Origin of the sequence: Escherichia sp. MOD1-EC5950 (assembly GCF_002965345.1) — a bacterium.
In the GTDB taxonomy this organism is placed as follows: Bacteria; Pseudomonadota; Gammaproteobacteria; order Enterobacterales; family Enterobacteriaceae; genus Escherichia; species Escherichia marmotae.
This window is the reverse complement of the sequence record NZ_PTSR01000002.1, coordinates 238,294-254,997: the sequence shown is the minus strand read 5'-3', so window position 1 is coordinate 254,997 and position 16,704 is coordinate 238,294. Positions and strand designations below refer to the sequence as shown.

Annotated in this window: 19 protein-coding genes; 8 read left to right on the top strand and 11 right to left on the bottom strand. The window is 50.0% G+C overall.

From position 1 onward, the window contains the following. Window positions 1-19 precede the first annotated feature (19 nt). From BEA93_RS03565 to rlmA, 3 genes are all read left to right on the top strand, one after another. The gene (locus BEA93_RS03565; RefSeq protein ID WP_032141266.1) at window positions 20-136 is read left to right on the top strand and encodes a DUF2627 domain-containing protein; all 117 of its coding nucleotides are present in this window, start codon (window positions 20-22) and stop codon (window positions 134-136) included. Window positions 137-175: 39 nt separating this feature from the next. Then, window positions 176-385, top strand: a complete 210-nt coding sequence (cspE, locus tag BEA93_RS03560; RefSeq protein ID WP_001062678.1) for a transcription antiterminator/RNA stability regulator CspE — start codon at window positions 176-178, stop codon at window positions 383-385. 166 nt (window positions 386-551) lie between these two features. Continuing rightward, complete coding sequence (rlmA, locus tag BEA93_RS03555) at window positions 552-1,361, top strand: 23S rRNA (guanine(745)-N(1))-methyltransferase (RefSeq protein ID WP_000010094.1); 810 nt, start codon at window positions 552-554, stop codon at window positions 1,359-1,361. Here rlmA and mntP read toward each other — a convergent pair. The 5 genes from mntP to manX form a co-directional block, all read right to left on the bottom strand. Further along, complete coding sequence (gene mntP / locus BEA93_RS03550) at window positions 1,358-1,924, bottom strand: manganese efflux pump MntP (protein ID WP_001027737.1); 567 nt, start codon at window positions 1,922-1,924, stop codon at window positions 1,358-1,360. The genes rlmA and mntP overlap by 4 nt on opposite strands. A 417-nt stretch (window positions 1,925-2,341) precedes the next feature. After that, entirely contained in the window at window positions 2,342-2,800 is a 459-nt protein-coding gene (locus BEA93_RS03540) for a DUF986 family protein (RefSeq protein ID WP_105224305.1), read from the bottom strand. A gap of 54 nt (window positions 2,801-2,854) precedes the next feature. Continuing rightward, window positions 2,855-3,706, bottom strand: coding sequence for a PTS mannose transporter subunit IID (manZ, locus tag BEA93_RS03535; protein ID WP_001516270.1), 852 nt, complete (start codon window positions 3,704-3,706; stop codon window positions 2,855-2,857). Between the two features lie 12 nt (window positions 3,707-3,718). Next, window positions 3,719-4,519 carry a PTS mannose transporter subunit IIC gene (manY, locus tag BEA93_RS03530; RefSeq protein WP_000406934.1) on the bottom strand — a complete coding sequence of 267 codons (801 nt, stop codon included), beginning with the start codon at window positions 4,517-4,519 and terminating at the stop codon, window positions 3,719-3,721. A 62-nt stretch (window positions 4,520-4,581) separates the two neighbouring features. Then, window positions 4,582-5,553, bottom strand: coding sequence for a PTS mannose transporter subunit IIAB (gene manX, locus BEA93_RS03525; RefSeq protein ID WP_000150534.1), 972 nt, complete (start codon window positions 5,551-5,553; stop codon window positions 4,582-4,584). Between the two features lie 316 nt (window positions 5,554-5,869). Between manX and BEA93_RS26050 the strand changes: the two genes are divergently transcribed. Together BEA93_RS26050 and yoaE are read left to right on the top strand one after the other, a co-directional pair. Next, a complete protein-coding gene (locus BEA93_RS26050) occupies window positions 5,870-6,028 on the top strand; it encodes a protein YoaL (protein ID WP_269471531.1) in 159 nt (52 codons plus the stop codon). Next, a complete protein-coding gene (gene yoaE / locus BEA93_RS03510) occupies window positions 6,016-7,572 on the top strand; it encodes a CNNM family cation transport protein YoaE (protein ID WP_000395006.1) in 1,557 nt (518 codons plus the stop codon). Before BEA93_RS26050 ends, yoaE begins: the two co-directional genes overlap by 13 nt. 3 nt (window positions 7,573-7,575) lie before the next feature. On the opposite strand, the gene BEA93_RS03505 is transcribed toward yoaE, so the two are convergent. From BEA93_RS03505 to pabB, 4 genes are all read right to left on the bottom strand, one after another. Then, window positions 7,576-9,174, bottom strand: a complete 1,599-nt coding sequence (locus BEA93_RS03505; protein WP_001516271.1) for an EAL domain-containing protein — start codon at window positions 9,172-9,174, stop codon at window positions 7,576-7,578. Between the two features lie 129 nt (window positions 9,175-9,303). Beyond that, on the bottom strand, window positions 9,304-10,668 hold the full coding sequence (gene sdaA / locus BEA93_RS03500) for an L-serine ammonia-lyase (protein WP_000624308.1): 1,365 nt from the start codon (window positions 10,666-10,668) through the stop codon (window positions 9,304-9,306). Between the two features lie 183 nt (window positions 10,669-10,851). After that, window positions 10,852-11,430: a CoA pyrophosphatase gene (locus tag BEA93_RS03495; RefSeq protein ID WP_000456725.1), complete on the bottom strand. Its 579-nt coding sequence runs from the start codon at window positions 11,428-11,430 to the stop codon at window positions 10,852-10,854. Window positions 11,431-11,433: 3 nt separating this feature from the next. Then, window positions 11,434-12,795, bottom strand: coding sequence for an aminodeoxychorismate synthase component 1 (gene pabB, locus BEA93_RS03490; RefSeq protein ID WP_016261954.1), 1,362 nt, complete (start codon window positions 12,793-12,795; stop codon window positions 11,434-11,436). Between the two features lie 73 nt (window positions 12,796-12,868). On the opposite strand from pabB, the gene BEA93_RS03485 reads away from it, so the two are divergent. Then, window positions 12,869-13,048: a YoaH family protein gene (locus BEA93_RS03485; protein ID WP_000457334.1), complete on the top strand. Its 180-nt coding sequence runs from the start codon at window positions 12,869-12,871 to the stop codon at window positions 13,046-13,048. Between the two features lie 6 nt (window positions 13,049-13,054). Beyond that, the gene (locus tag BEA93_RS03480; RefSeq protein WP_105224306.1) at window positions 13,055-13,507 is read left to right on the top strand and encodes a pentapeptide repeat-containing protein; all 453 of its coding nucleotides are present in this window, start codon (window positions 13,055-13,057) and stop codon (window positions 13,505-13,507) included. 91 nt (window positions 13,508-13,598) lie between these two features. On the opposite strand, the gene BEA93_RS03475 is transcribed toward BEA93_RS03480, so the two are convergent. Together BEA93_RS03475 and BEA93_RS03470 are read right to left on the bottom strand one after the other, a co-directional pair. Then, on the bottom strand, window positions 13,599-13,898 hold the full coding sequence (locus BEA93_RS03475; RefSeq protein WP_001112001.1) for a DUF1889 family protein: 300 nt from the start codon (window positions 13,896-13,898) through the stop codon (window positions 13,599-13,601). A 419-nt stretch (window positions 13,899-14,317) separates the two neighbouring features. Then, entirely contained in the window at window positions 14,318-14,662 is a 345-nt protein-coding gene (locus tag BEA93_RS03470) for a RidA family protein (RefSeq protein ID WP_010376144.1), read from the bottom strand. Window positions 14,663-14,793: 131 nt separating this feature from the next. Between BEA93_RS03470 and BEA93_RS03465 the strand changes: the two genes are divergently transcribed. Then, window positions 14,794-16,704: an ATP-dependent DNA helicase gene (locus BEA93_RS03465; RefSeq protein WP_000128825.1), complete on the top strand. Its 1,911-nt coding sequence runs from the start codon at window positions 14,794-14,796 to the stop codon at window positions 16,702-16,704.

The window sequence follows — 16,704 nt, the reverse complement described above, 5'->3', positions numbered from 1 at the left end:
ACGAGGTACAGTTCTGTTTATGTGTGGCATTTTCAGTAAAGAAGTCCTGAGTAAACACGTTGTCGTTGAATACCGCTTCTCTGCCGAGCCTTATATTAGTGCCTCATGCAGTAATGTGTCAGTTTTATCTCTGTAATGCCTGCGGGCGAAGAAAACAATCTAAGGAATTTTTCAAATGGCAAAGATTAAAGGTCAGGTTAAGTGGTTCAACGAGTCTAAAGGTTTTGGCTTCATTACTCCGGCAGATGGCAGCAAAGATGTGTTCGTACACTTCTCTGCTATCCAGGGTAATGGCTTCAAAACTCTGGCCGAAGGCCAGAACGTTGAGTTCGAAATTCAGGACGGCCAGAAAGGTCCGGCGGCTGTTAACGTAACAGCTATCTGATCGAATCCACTGATCTGAAGTGTAAACGCGCTTCAATCTCGCTATAAAGCCTCGTCGAATTTGCGAGGCTTTTTACTTTGTTTTATTTTCGTTCCTGTCTCCGGATATTTGCCAGTCGTGCGATTCGCGTTACACTTGCGGCCTTTAGTATCCTGCCGGAGTTGTCATGTCATTTTCCTGTCCACTTTGTCATCAGCCTTTAGCGCTTGAAAAAAACAGCTATATCTGTCCCCAACGGCATCAATTTGATATGGCGAAAGAGGGATATGTTAATTTGCTGCCCGTTCAGCATAAACGTTCTCGCGATCCGGGCGATAGTGCGGAAATGATGCAAGCGCGGCGTACATTTTTAGATGCCGGTCATTATCAGCCGCTTCGCGATGCGATTGTCGCTCAATTGTGTGAATGTCTTGAGCAGCACGCAACGGCGATACTGGATATTGGTTGTGGGGAAGGGTACTACACCCATGCTTTTGCCGATGTCTTACCTGGCGTGACGACTTTTGGTCTGGATGTCTCTAAGGTCGCGATTAAAGCTGCTGCGAAACGCTATCAGCAGGTCACCTTTTGTGTCGCTTCCAGCCACCGTCTGCCGTTTTCTGATGCCAGTATGGATGCCATTATCCGTATCTACGCACCGTGCAAAGCAGAAGAATTAGCGCGAGTAGTCAAACCGGGTGGGTGGGTCATTACCGCTACTCCTGGGCCACGGCATTTAATGGAGCTGAAGGGTTTAATTTACGACGAAGTACATCTACATGCGCCCCATGCTGAGAAACTGGATGGTTTTGAGCTGCAGCGGAGTAATGAATTACATTATCCGATGCGCCTGCGCGGAGATGAGGCGGTTGCGTTGTTACAGATGACGCCGTTTGCCTGGCGCGCAAAGCCAGAGGTCTGGCAAGCGTTGGCAGCAAAAGAAGAATTTAATTGCCAGACGGATTTTAATATTCACGTCTGGCAACGAATAAATTAGCTGTGGTAGTGCGTCCAGAGGATCTGGACGCCAATGCCAATAAGCACCAGCCCGCCAAGAATTTCCGCTTTTTTCCCAATAATTGAACCGATAAAGCGACCCACCATCATGCCTAATGTTGACATGATTAAGGTGGCGCAGCCAATCGCCAGCGCAGTCGCGATAATGTTCACTTGCAGGAAGGCCAGACCAACACCAACAGCCATTGCATCCAGGCTGGTGGCAATTGCGGTAGTCACCAGCAACCAGAAACCGTGACGACGACGCGGTTCTTCATCTTCATCATCTCCACCGCGAAAACCCTCAATAATCATTCGCCCGCCGAGGAATATCAGCAGTACAAACGCAATCCAGTGGTTCCACTCGAGGACAAAACGGCTGGCCAACATGCCCATCCCCCAGCCAATCAGCGGCGTCAGCGTTTCGACGGCACCGAAAATAAGGCCAGTTCGCAGAGCTTCAGAAAATTTCGGTTTATGGAGGGTGGCACCTTTACCGATTGATGCAGCAAAGGCATCCATCGACATACCAAAAGCAAGAAGAACAGTAGCAGTGATATTCATGACAATGTCCTGACCGGGGTATCCATAAAACACATCATCGCCCCCAGCAAACATGCACACACGAACGACAAGAAGCGCTCATGCAGGCATAGCGATTGATGTGCATATGGTCTCGCCTGACTGAAAATGTTCAGTCCGTACGCGCCACGTTTTGCAACGAGTATGTTGACACGTACATTTCCGGAGTCTGGAAATCGGCTACTCCCCAAATGAGGGCGCAACCTTAACATATTTTGAGAATATAAAACAACTGTCAGAATATATTATTCTATTGCTATTACTGATAACGATTTTCATTTAGATTTATATATCAATAAAACGTTAAAAATAATAACAAATAAGGGACGGCGTAATATAGCCTAAGCTATGTCTGGTTATTAAAAATACACTACACATAGCTTTGGCTAAGTTGATAACTTATTGAGTTGAAACTAGAAGTTTATAAATCTTTTCCAGATCGTCGATATTTCGGACGTGGATTAACAAACGGCGCTGTTCTAATTGCATCACCAGTACACCATCTTCCGATAAGTTCATCGCTTTAATTCGGCTATATTCAATCCAAACATTGGCGAAGAAAAACCCTTTTTGTTTGAAGATGATTTTCGGAACCCGGATCCAGAAAGTATAAAATCCCATTAGCGCCAGTGCACTTAATAACCAGGTGGTTATTTGTGCGCCATGGCTGGTTACATTGTTATAGATAAGAATGACAATCAGCCCGACAAAGATAACGCTATCGATGCGACCGCGCCGGAGCAAAGGAATTGCCAGCAGGGTGGGGCCGTTGCGGCGGGGCATGATGAACTGATCGTATATCGCAAAAGCAAGCAGTGCGGCGATGAACAGAATCAGTACCAGTTCCGTGATTGTCATTAATCCTCCAGATAAAAAAACGGGGCCAAAAGGCCCCGGTAGTGTACAACAGTATTACAGTCCCAGCAGGCCGCAAGCGTAACCAGCGATACCAATGACGAAGAAGCCAACGATAATCCACAGCGGGTTAACTTTTTTGCGCAGCAGCCACATACAGGCAAAGGTCAGCAGCAGCGGCACCAGGCCTGGCATTAACTGGTCAAGAATGGTCTGGACAGTGGTAACGTGCTCTTTACCCGTCTGGTCGGTGATGCGAGAGACGACCAGAGGGATGTTGACATGTGTCCACTTGTTAACCAACGCCCCCATGACAAACAGGCCGAGAATAGACGCCCCTTCCGTCAGTTTTTGCAGGAAGCCGCCACCCATATCTTTAACGATATCGATACCTTTGGAGTAACCATACGCTACGCCGTAGTAACGTGTTGCCAGACGCACCAGGTTAAACAGGATAAAGAACAGCAGCGGACCTAACAGGCTGCCACTCATCGCGATACCGGCTCCCAGAGCTGCAAAAACCGGACGTACCGTACCCCAGAAGATCGGGTCACCCACGCCTGCCAGCGGACCCATCAGACCTACTTTGATACCGTTGATAGCACCGTCGTCGATCTCTGCGCCGTTAGCACGCTGTTCTTCCAGAGCCAGGGTTACGCCCAGAATTGGCGCAGCCACGAACGGTTGGGTGTTAAAGAATTCGAGGTGACGTTTAATCGCCTGTTTACGGGCATCATTGTTCTCAGGGTAGAGGCGACGAATCGCCGGAACCATAGAGAAGCAGAAACCCAGTGCCTGCATACGTTCGAAGTTCCATGAACCCTGGAAGAGGTTAGAACGCAGGAAGACGCCACGAATATCACTCGGAGTGAGTTTTTTCTCGGTGGTAGTTTTAGTTGTATCAACCATTTCGCTCACCTGTTAGTCCAGTTCGTTATCGAGATCGTTGTTACCAGCAGCCTGAACAGGCGCACCAGCTACGCGGTTATATTTCGGGCTAAGTTGGATGTAGAGCACTGCCATAACAGTACCAATTACACCCAGAGCAACCAGGTTAAAGTTGGTGAATGCTGCGGTTACGAAGCCGAGGTAGAAGAACGGCATCAGGTAGCCTGCACGCATCATGTTGATAACCATTGCATAACCAACAACCACGATCATGCCGCCAGCAATGTTCAGACCATTGGTCACCACTTCCGGAATGGCGTTCAGCATGTTCTGAACTTCACTGGTGCCTACAGACAGCGCAACAATTACGGCCGGGATAGCCACACGCATCGCTTGCAGGAACAGCGAAGAAACGTGGATCCAGGAAATTGCCGTCAGGTTGCCATTCTCAGCAGCCTTATCCGCAGCGTGCTGGAAAGCAACGGTGATGGTACGAACGATGATGGTCAGCACCTGGCCCGCAGCGGCCAGCGGGATTGCCAGCGCGATACCGGCACCGATGCTCTGATGACCTGCAATAACCAGAATGGTAGAAATGATAGAAGCCAGAGCGGCGTCAGGCGCAACTGCGGCACCGATATTCATCCAGCCCAGAGCGATCATTTCCAGAGTACCACCGATAATAATACCGGTTTTCATATCCCCAAGAACGATACCCACCAGGGTACAGGCGATTAACGGACGGTGAAACTGAAATTCATCGAGGATAGATCCCATACCTGCGATACAGGCTACGATAAATACCAGCACAATTTGAAGAGTGGTAATCTCCATTGTACTTCTCCTGTTTACGTAAGACTTAAGTGTGAAAACTGAGTGATAATCAACACAATACGTTACTTATCGATTTTGCTGATCAGATCCATCATTTTCAGTTTCGGATCGGTGGAAACCTTACGGACTTCCAGTTCGATACCGCGTGCATTCAGTTTCTTGAACGCTTCGATATCTTTTTCATCAACCGAAACCGCGTTATTCACCTGGGTTTTGCCCTGACGGAATGCCATACCACCGACGTTAACAGAGGTAATTTTCACGCCGCCTTCAACGAGGCGCTCAACATCTGTCGGGTTGGTGAATAACAGCATTACACGTTCGCCAGCATATTTCGGGTTGTTGTAGACGCGAATCATCTTGGCAACATCAACCACGTGTGCTGTTACGCCCGGAGGTGCGACCTGGGTGAGCAGTGTCTTACGAACGGTATCCGCAGCCACTTCATCACTAACAACAATAATACGGGAGACATTGGTTTCTTTGGTCCAGCGGGTAGCTACCTGACCGTGAATCAGACGGTCGTCGATACGCGCAAGGCCAATAACCATGTAGTCATTTGGTCCCATTGGTTTTGCCGGAGTTGGGGCCGCTTTGGGTGCCGCCGAAGCGGGGGCGGGAGCTGCTTTTTCAACCGGTTTGGCTTTCAGTGCTTTCACACCTTCACGGCCTGTTTCTACTGCCAGCGCCACCAGTTCATCAAAGCCCGGGTCATCATCACGAGCCATTAACGTTTCCACCAGCATTGGAATGTTAACGCCTGCGATCACTTCATAATGCTCTTTGTCGACGACAATGCGGCTGGCAGCATTGAACGGGCTGCCTCCCCATGTATCAACGAGAAACAGCACGCCTTTAGTGGTGTCGAGTTTTGCCAACTGAGCGTTGTACTTTTCGATCAGCGTTTCGGCATTTTCGCCTGGAACGAAATCGATCCAGCCGACGTTTTCCTGCTCGCCTAACAGCATCTCTGCCGTTTTAAGCAACTGCTCTGCAGCCCAACCATGTGTGCCTATAACAATAGCAATGGTCACTTGCTACCTCCTTTATTATTGTTAACACCTCAACGTGCCAGATGTATTTTTGAATCGTCGTCCACAATCGAATCGATTCAGATAAGGGTTACAACCAAAAACCCCCTGCGTTTCGCGATTTATTTTAGATATCGAAAAAAATATTTTATGTGATGAAGATCCGTAATTTAACTTTGGATTATCAAAATTCCGAAAGAGAAAATATTTTCGTCACATTTGTTTGCAAAGGAAGGTAAATCTTTGCCAAATCAGAGGTCTCTCTGATATGTTTAACTCCCGTTTAACAACCAAGGAGTATAGGGCAGCAGCCCGCAGTATGGATCGTCACCGACGTCATTTCAGCATCAGGCCTTTCAGCGCCTGCCTTTCTGGCACTTTTTGCCGCACCTTTTGTTTGCATTTTGTTGTTACGCCTGCATTATTTCTGGCGCCGAATAGCTATTCCTTAAGCAGGAGCTTGTCATGGAATTCTTAATGGACCCCTCGATTTGGGTGGGGCTACTCACGCTTGTCGTTCTTGAAATCGTGCTGGGTATCGATAACCTGGTTTTCATCGCCATCCTTGCCGACAAACTGCCACCGAAACAACGTGATAAAGCTCGTTTGTTAGGACTGTCGCTGGCGCTGATCATGCGTCTGGGACTGCTGTCGCTGATTTCATGGATGGTCACGCTGACCAAACCGCTATTTACCGTGATGGATTTTTCCTTCTCTGGTCGCGACCTGATTATGTTGTTCGGGGGGATATTCTTGCTGTTTAAAGCGACAACGGAGCTGCATGAACGGCTGGAAAACCGCGATCATGATTCCGGTCACGGTAAAGGTTATGCCAGCTTCTGGGTGGTAGTAACGCAGATTGTCATTCTCGATGCCGTCTTCTCGCTGGATGCGGTGATTACCGCAGTTGGGATGGTCAACCACCTGCCGGTGATGATGGCGGCGGTGGTGATTGCGATGGCGGTCATGTTGCTGGCGTCGAAACCGTTGACGAGATTCGTTAACCAGCATCCTACAGTGGTGGTGCTCTGCCTGAGCTTCTTGTTAATGATTGGTCTGAGCCTGGTTGCTGAAGGGTTTGGCTTCCATATTCCGAAAGGTTACCTGTATGCCGCGATTGGCTTCTCGATCATCATCGAAGTGTTTAACCAAATTGCGCGCCGTAACTTTATTCGTCATCAGTCAGCTTTACCGCTGCGTGCACGTACTGCCGATGCCATCCTGCGTTTGATGGGGGGTAAACGTCAGGCGAACGTTCAGCACGATGCCGATAACCCGATGCCGATCCCTGTGCCGGAAGGCGCGTTTGCGGAAGAAGAGCGATATATGATTAACGGCGTGCTGACACTGGCGTCTCGCTCTCTGCGTGGGATTATGACACCGCGCGGCGAAATTAGCTGGGTTGACGCTAATCTCGGTGTTGATGAAATCCGTGAGCAGTTGCTTTCTTCGCCACATAGTCTGTTCCCGGTATGTCGCGGTGAACTGGATGAAATCATCGGTATCGTGCGTGCTAAAGAACTGCTGGTGGCGCTGGAAGATGGCGTTGATGTCGCAGCAATTGCCTCGGCTTCTCCGGCGATTATCGTTCCGGAAACCCTCGATCCGATCAACCTGCTGGGCGTGCTGCGTCGTGCTCGCGGTAGTTTTGTTATCGTTACCAACGAGTTTGGTGTGGTGCAAGGCCTGGTCACGCCTCTGGATGTGCTGGAAGCCATTGCCGGTGAGTTCCCGGACGCTGATGAAACGCCGGAAATCATTACTGACGGCGACGGCTGGCTGGTAAAAGGCGGTACAGACTTACATGCCTTACAGCAGGCGCTTGATGTTGAGCACCTTGCCGATGACGATGATATCGCGACGGTGGCAGGTCTGGTGATTTCTGCAAATGGTCACATCCCGCGTGCTGGCGATGTGATTGACGTAGGGCCGTTACATATCACCATTGTTGAAGCTAACGATTATCGTGTTGATCTGGTTCGCATTGTTAAAGAGCAACTGGCGCACGACGAAGACGAATAATCATTAACGAAATGGCATGACGGGCGTGATATGCCCATTATGCCGGGCGGGCGGCGGTTGGCTGCCCGCCAGCCATTTTGGGAAATCACGCAGTGGCATCGGCTGCGCGTACAAATACCCTTGTAAAATATGCACCCCATGACGGCGTAAATACTTCGCCTGTTCTTGCGTTTCTACGCCCTCCGCCACCAGTTCAATATTCAGTCTTTGCCCCAATGCGATGATGATATCGGTTACCGTCGAGTTAACCGCATCGGAACCAATTGCAGCGGTGAAAGACTTATCGATTTTCAGCACATCAGGGCGTAACGTTTCCAGCCAGGAAAACGAACTGTTGCCGGTGCCGAAGTCATCAATCGCCAGTTTGACGTTTTTACGATGCAGTTCGCGGGCAATCCGATAATCGACATCCAGTAAGGCATCGCGCTCGGTGATTTCGAGGATGAGTTGCTGAATCGGGTTAGCACTAAACCAATATTGATTGAGATCCTTCAATAACACGCCGCGGCGAAAATGGCTGGGGGCGACGTTAATCCCAATGTGAAACTGGCTGCTCATTGGAAAAACGTGGATTTGGCGGATGGTTTCCATCATCACATAACGGGTAAGCGGCACTATCAGATGATGTTCTTCCGCGATAGGGATAAATACATCTGGTGAGATCCACCCCTGACGCGGGTTATTCCAGCGCAGCAATATTTCTACACCAACACATTGCTGGCTACGAGCGTTTAGTAAAGGTTGACAGAATAGCTCGAATTCATGTTGCGCGAGGCCAAGATTAATTTCGCGCGAAAAGCTCATTCTATGGGCGGTTGCCAGCCATGCGATGTAACCCACCAGTAAACTCAACAGTACCGCCAGTGGAAACTGGCTGGGAAGATGATGTAACGCCAGCGCTGTCGCACCAGGGCCGCTAACGCTGATGGTAAAAGGGAAGTTCTGCGATGAAACCTGGTAACGTTCATTGCCATTAAGTGGAGGTAAAGCGTCAACCAGACCGTCACCATAGAGTAAATGGCGATCAGCCACCGTCAGGCTGGCGTTTCTAATTTGCGGCAACTGCGGTTCCAGTAACATCGTCGTCAATAGGTCAATGTTGATCATCTCCAGAACGCCATCGCCAGTATGTGATTGAGAGGGATACCACTGGATCAGCACTGGACTACCTTTAATCAATACGCGATCGGTGGTAAGGCGCAAAAGAGCCTGTGGGGCGGGCAAATCGGCCTGAATATCATGAACCGGAACATTGCGATAGCCAAAGATACTGGAGCAGTAAAGTGTACCGTTTTGTACCAGACCAATAGAACGCACCGTTTGCAGTTTTGCGGCTTGTTTGCGTAGAGGCAAATGAGTGACTGAGCAAGGGAGGCCAATCAACGGAAGTAACATCTCGCGTCCCGCCTGAAGGGGTTGCAATATATTATCCAGCTCTTCAACCGCGTGATTGGCGAAAAGTATCACCCGCTGTTGATTTAAATTACGCTGTGAAATAAATCGCACGCTTAGTGTCGCCACAAGCGTAAAGAGTGCGCAAATTGTACAAACAATCATTCGATTACGGCGATAAGTTTTGATGATCCGTTGTGCTTTTTGCATGCGGGCCGCCCTGTAAGCGTATGGCAACAAACGCCTGACGCAACAGTGGAAGTGTAGTGGGGAAATTTACAGCAGACGAGAAAGCGGGGGAAATTCGCCCATCCGTTGCAGATGGGCGAAAGAAAAGTATTAGTCACACTGGACTTTTATTGCCAGACCACCGCGAGAGGTTTCACGGTACTTGGCGTTCATATCCTTACCGGTTTCGTACATTGTCTCGATGACTTTATCCAGCGAGACGCGCGGAGCACTGGTGCGGCGTAAAGCCATGCGTGCGGCGTTGATCGCCTTCACCGATGCAATAGCATTACGCTCAATGCATGGCACCTGAACCTGACCGGCCACCGGATCGCAGGTCAGACCGAGGTTGTGTTCCATCCCAATTTCCGCTGCCACACAAACCTGTTCCGGGCTACCGCCCAACAATTCAGCCAGGCCTGCGGCGGCCATTGAACAGGCTACGCCGACTTCGCCCTGACAACCCACTTCAGCACCGGAAATAGAAGCGTTCATTTTATACAACGCGCCAATTGCCCCAGCGGCCATAAAATAGCGGGTATAGATATCCGGGCTGACCGATTCAATAAAGTGGTCGTAATAGGCCAACACTGCCGGAACAATGCCGCACGCACCGTTGGTAGGCGCTGTCACCACGCGACCACCTGCGGCGTTTTCTTCGTTCACTGCCAGCGCAAACATGTTCACCCAGTCGATAACATTCATCGGATCGTTAGACAGTTTATCGCTGGAAACCAGCATCCGGCGCAGGGCAGATGCACGGCGCGGAACACGCAGCGGCCCAGGCAATACGCCTTCGGTATTCATTCCGCGATCGATACACGCCTGCATGGTCTGCCAGACATGCGCGAAATAGTCATCGATCTCTTTCTTACTGTGCAGCGCCAGTTCGTTCTGCATTGCCAGGCCGGAAAGGGAATAGCCAGTTTCATTACAGTACGCCAGCAACTCGGTTGCAGATTTAAACGGATACGGCACACTGACTTCGTTGGTGGCATCGTGACCAAAATGTTCTTCATCGACGATAAAACCGCCGCCGATGGAATAATAAGTTTTGCTGTAAACAACTTTATCGCCATTATACGCGTGGATCTGCATCCCGTTTTCATGCAGCGGCAGGTTGCCGTTATGAAAACGCATCCCATTGTCACGGGGGAAATCCACTTCATGCCGTCCCTGCGCCAGCAGCAGACGTTCGCGCTCTTCTACGTCGCGAATAAAACCGGGAATACTGTCGATATCCACGGTGGCAGGTTCGTTACCTGCAAGACCCATAATAATGGCGATATCGGTATGATGGCCTTTACCCGTCAGCGATAGAGAACCGTAAACGTCCACGGCAACGCGGGTAACGCTATCCAGTAAGCCTTTTTCGACCAGATCATCGACGAACTGTTTACCCGCCTTCATAGGCCCTACAGTATGGGAAGATGAGGGACCAATCCCCACCTTAAACATGTCGAATAGACTAATCACGATAATACTCCTGACAAGGTGACTGGACTTCCAGTAACGAACTAATAACAGCGCATAGTGTAAGAGGGAACGCGGCGATCGGCTTAACTATTCACATGAATTAAACTAATCAAAAACCGCGATTTAACTAATATTGCGATGATTGTCTCAAGTAGTGTTTTGTAGATGTAAAGATAAGTATAGTCAGGGTTTCACACCAATTTGCAGCGCCAGCTCACGAATTATGCCTGCGGTCATTCCCCATACAAAATACTGTTCGTACCAGGAAAGCCATACCCGATGTGAATCGCCACGGCGGTAGATATCTAAAGGGTGATAGCGCCCCAGATGTAATGCCTGAGCGAGCGGCATTTCAAACACTGCGGAGACTTCATCTTCACTGGCGCGATAGGGTAAATCGGGCGGGATAATACCGACGACTGGGGTTACCTGGTAACCCGTTACGCTATCGACGGGCGGCAGCACGCCGATAACTTCAACGGCTGAAGGCGGTATAGCGACTTCTTCTTCGGCTTCGCGTAGCGCGGCGGCGATAACTGACGCGTCGGTGTCATCTACTGCGCCACCTGGAAACGCCACCTGTCCGGCGTGTTTACGCAGGTGAATTGAACGCTGAGTAAGTAACAAACCCGGTTGCGGTCGGCGCACGATGGGGATTAACACAGCAGCCTGACGATGATTTAAGGTTTCCCGGTTAATTTGCGGGCGCAAAAGTTGAAAGCGTGATAAAAAATCATCAAGCGTCAGGCTACGGTATTCCACGTCTTACTTCTCCAGTTGCTTCAGAATACGATTAACTTTATCAAAAGTTTCCTGATATTCCGCCTCTTCCTGGCTATCGGCGACAATACCGCCGCCCGCAGAGCAGTAAATTTGCCCGTTAACCGCGGTCAGGGTGCGGATAGTGATGCTGGTGTCCATATTGCCGCAAAAACTTAAATAGCCAATGCTGCCACACCAGGCGTTGCGTCGCTGAGGTTCCAGTTCGTCGATAATTTCCATTGCCCGTACTTTCGGTGCGCCGGTGATTGAGCCTCCGGGAAAAGCCGCGCGCAGCAGATCGCTGGCATGCAACTGCTCGGGAAGGCGTGCCGTTATGGTGCTGACCAGATGATGCACTGCAGGGAAGGGCTCCACCACGAACAGCTCCGGCACTTTTACCGAACCTGCGACGGCAACACGGCCAATATCATTACGCATTAAATCGACAATCATCAGGTTTTCGGCGCGATCTTTCGGTGAGTTCGCCAGTTTTTCTGCCTGTTTGCTATCTTCCTGAGGATCGGCCAGACGCGGCAGAGTGCCTTTAATCGGACGGGTCTGGATCTCACCATCAGCACAAAGAATAAAACGTTCTGGCGAGAGGCTTAAAATCGCACCTTGCTCCAGGCGCAGGAAGGCACTAAATGGTGCACGGTTGGCCTGGTTGAGTTTAACGAACGCCAGCCACTCATCACCAGAATAGGTAGCTTGAAAACGCTGGGCAAGATTCACCTGGTAACAATCGCCGCTGTGCAGATATTCCTGCACCTGGCGAAATTTCTCGCCATACTGTTCGCGGCTCATATTAGATTGCCAGGCAGAGGTTAGCGTGAAATCACCCTGCGGTGTAATTTGCTGGTTTTCCAGCCACGCCAGACGGGCATTGACATCATTATGACTCAGCAAAGAAACAACCCGGCGCTGGTTGTCGACAATCAACGCCCAGTCGTAGATACCTACCGCCATATCAGGAAGGTTGATATCTCTCAGCGCCAATTCCGGCAGGGACTCAAAACGGCGGCCCAGGTCATAGCCAAATAAACCCAGTGCGCCACCCTGAAATGGCAAATTACCATTATGCAACGGGTGAATGTTTGCATGCTCCAGCGCCTGTTGGAGTACCTTTAACGGGTCATCAGTGGTCGTTGTACGGGTTTCTCCTTCACACACCACGGTTTCATTACCGTGAGTTGTTAAGGTGCAAACGGGGTCTGCCACCACAATATCAAACCGACTATGCGGATGATCGGCATAGCCGGAGTGCAAAAGCATCGCCCACGGCAAGTGGCTCAAGCGGGAGAAATAAAATTCAGCGGCGTCCTGACGCCAGGGTAAAGTAATCACAGCGGGAGATAACGTCTTCATTAGTCCTGACTCTACTGGCTATGTGCCGGGTAGCATGAAATAATTAGCGCCAACAATTTAGCAGGAGTTAACAATGTTTGCAGGTTTACCTTCACTCACCCATGAACAGCAGCAAAAAGCCGTTGAGCGGATTCAGGAATTGATGGCACAGGGGATGAGCAGCGGTCAGGCAATCGCACTGGTAGCCGAAGAGTTACGCGCCAACCATTCCGGCGAACGGATTGTGGCGCGTTTTGAGGATGAAGACGAATAATACACAATGATCCGTATCGATTTCGTCACGGATGACGTTCTGTATCTTGATACGGATAGCCTCATCGGCTGGGATTTTTCCGGCATGAATTTACATCGCGCTATTTTTGATGGCATGTGTCTGGATGGTGCTCGGTTTAATGATGCGCATCTGCGTAATATCAGTTTTATCACATCCTCCCTTATTGGGGCCGACCTCTCGTCTGCCGCCCTGATGTGTGCCTGGCTAAATCACGCCGATCTGACGAATTGTAATTTTTATCAGTCACGCCCCATTGCTGCTGATTTTAGACATTCACGACTTTGTGGGGTAGATTTTACCGCTGCCGATTTAAGAGGTGCTAATTTCGCTGGGACAGATCTTCAGAATGTTTGTTTCAACGGGGTGCATTATGACAAGCGAACCATTTGGCCTGCAGCGTTTGAACCAAAGAAACGCGGGGCTGTTTTGCTTGATTGAATTCAGCGGTTTTATTGATAACGAGAAAAAAGGACGCTTTTCTAAGATCAATGAAAGCGTCCGGATTGATTTTTAGTGCTGGAGTTTTGACTCACACAAGGGCTTTAAGTTCTTCCTGCATATAAGACGAGAAGTATTCAGGGTTTTTAATCACCACGCGTTCACCAGACTCCATTTTTTTTGCCCAGCCAACCATTTTTTCCGTGAATCCAGGATTCCAGCCTTCCTGTTCAGCTCGCGCAGTAATATCGGTGGCCGTCGCGGGTACACCCAGAGCATGCAAATATTTAAATATTCCCTTCGCCGTACTTTCATTCATAGAGCTGGGGGTTGGTGCTGATATATCCATAGCACTAATGAAATCCAGGGCTTTATCTATTACAGCAGGCATATTCTTGTCCTTAAATTAACCACGTTTTCGATAAGGCTATATATGACATTAAATTGTGCCTAATATCAAAAGGATTATGACAATATCTCATTCGTTAACCTGTTGACATTCAGGTATTTTAAAGGTAGCAGGTCATGGCGGGTTATCTAGTGATGTGCCGAAATTAACAGAGAATCGTAGTACCGTAGCCAGGTTGTTCAGGTAAGTAAGGGCAACAGCGGAAAACAGGTTAGGTTAATTGAGTGATTAACACGTGGTTTAGTTTTTATGATTAATATCGTTTCTTTATAAATAAACTTGAAATCAAAAAAATAAATAATAAAGCCCCCGACTGGGGCACCGTCCATCTAAGGTAAGAGCTTAAGCACTGGTCGATTTGTTCATGATCGACCAGTATTTTCGATAATTCTCTTCCGGAATTAAACCGCCGCAATAATCTTAATTTCAACTTTATACTGCGGATTCATCAGTCCCGCTTGCACCGTGCAGCGTACCGGAGCATGACCCGCGACAACCCAGGCATCCCACGCTTTATTCATTGCCGCAAAGTCGTTTTTATCGGCCAGGAAAATGGTGGCATCCAGAATGCTCGACTTATTGCTGCCCTGTTTTTCCAGCACCGCGTCAATTTGCGCCAGTGTATTTGCCGTTTGCTCAAAAGCATCGGCGTCGAGGTTTTCCGGTACGCCAGTGTAGTAGAGCGTGTTGTTGTGGATCACCACATCAGACCAGCGGGCTTCGGCGTCTATACGAACGATAGTCATCATTTTGTCCTCATTATCATTCCATTTTTGTGCTGCAAAGACTGCCACAATGTGAAGTCGCCGTCATCACTTCAACTGGCGAAAAATAGCCTGGCCTGACATAATCCCTGTTCAAATCAACAGGGGGTAGTGTGACGGACGATTTTGCACCAGACGGTCAGTTGGCGAAAGCGATACCAGGCTTTAAGCCGCGTGAACCACAGCGACAGATGGCGGTAGCCGTCACCGGGGCGATAGAAAAAAGCCAACCGCTGGTGGTGGAAGCGGGAACCGGTACGGGCAAAACCTACGCTTACCTTGCCCCTGCGCTGCGGGCGAAAAAGAAAGTCATTATCTCGACTGGCTCGAAAGCATTACAAGATCAACTCTACAGCCGTGATTTGCCGACGGTGTCAAAGGCGCTGAAATACACCGGCAATGTGGCATTGTTGAAAGGACGTTCAAACTACCTCTGCCTCGAACGTCTCGAACAGCAGGCGCTGGCGGGCGGCGATCTGCCGGTACAAATCTTAAGCGATGTGATCCTGCTACGCTCCTGGTCCAATCAAACCGTCGATGGTGATATCAGCACCTGCGTCAGCGTTGCGGAAGATTCTCAGGCATGGCCGCTGGTCACCAGCACTAACGATAACTGCCTCGGCAGCGACTGCCCGATGTATAAAGATTGCTTTGTGGTCAAAGCACGCAAAAAAGCGATGGACGCCGATGTAGTGGTGGTAAACCATCATTTGTTTCTGGCGGATATGGTGGTCAAAGAGAGCGGATTTGGCGAACTGATCCCGGAAGCGGACGTGATGATCTTCGACGAAGCCCATCAGTTGCCGGATATTGCCAGCCAGTACTTTGGTCAGTCACTTTCCAGCCGACAACTGCTCGACCTGGCAAAAGACATCACCATCGCCTATCGCACTGAATTAAAAGACACTCAACAGTTACAAAAGTGCGCCGACCGCCTTGCTCAGAGTGCGCAGGATTTTCGCCTGCAACTCGGTGAGCCGGGTTATCGTGGCAATCTGCGCGAATTGTTAGCCAATCCGCAAATTCAGCGGGCGTTTTTACTGCTCGATGACACGCTTGAACTCTGTTACGACGTGGCGAAATTGTCGCTGGGTCGTTCCGCGTTGCTGGATGCGGCATTTGAACGTGCCACGTTATATCGCACACGTCTGAAGCGGCTGAAAGAGATTAACCAACCGGGTTACAGTTACTGGTACGAATGCACCTCACGTCATTTCACTCTGGCGCTGACGCCGCTCAGCGTGGCGGATAAATTCAAAGAGTTAATGGCACAAAAACCCGGAAGCTGGATTTTTACCTCGGCAACGTTGTCAGTGAATGACGATCTGCATCATTTTACCTCCCGGCTTGGCATCGAACAGGCCGAGTCGTTGCTGTTACCCAGCCCATTTGATTACAGCCGCCAGGCGTTACTCTGTGTGCCGCGTAACCTGCCGCAAACTAATCAACCGGGTTCCGCACGGCAACTGGCAGCAATGTTGCGACCGCTCATCGAAGCCAACAATGGGCGCTGCTTTATGCTTTGCACCTCACACGCCATGATGCGCGATCTGGCCGAGCAGTTCCGTGCCACCATGACGCTTCCCGTTTTGTTGCAGGGTGAAACCAGTAAAGGGCAATTGTTGCAGCAGTTTGTCAGTGCCGGTAACGCGCTTCTTGTCGCAACCAGTAGTTTCTGGGAAGGGGTGGATGTGCGCGGCGATACGCTGTCACTGGTGATTATCGACAAGTTGCCGTTTACCTCGCCGGACGACCCACTACTAAAAGCGCGAATGGAAGATTGTCGTTTGCGCGGTGGCGACCCGTTCGATGAAGTGCAACTGCCAGATGCGGTCATTACTCTCAAACAGGGGGTAGGGCGACTGATTCGCGACGCCGACGATCGCGGTGTGCTGGTGATTTGCGACAATCGGCTGGTGATGCGCCCTTACGGCGCGACGTTCCTCGCCAGCCTGCCGCCTGCGCCGCGCACCCGTGATATAGCCCGTGCGGTTCGTTTCCTTGCGATACCTTCCTCCAGGTAA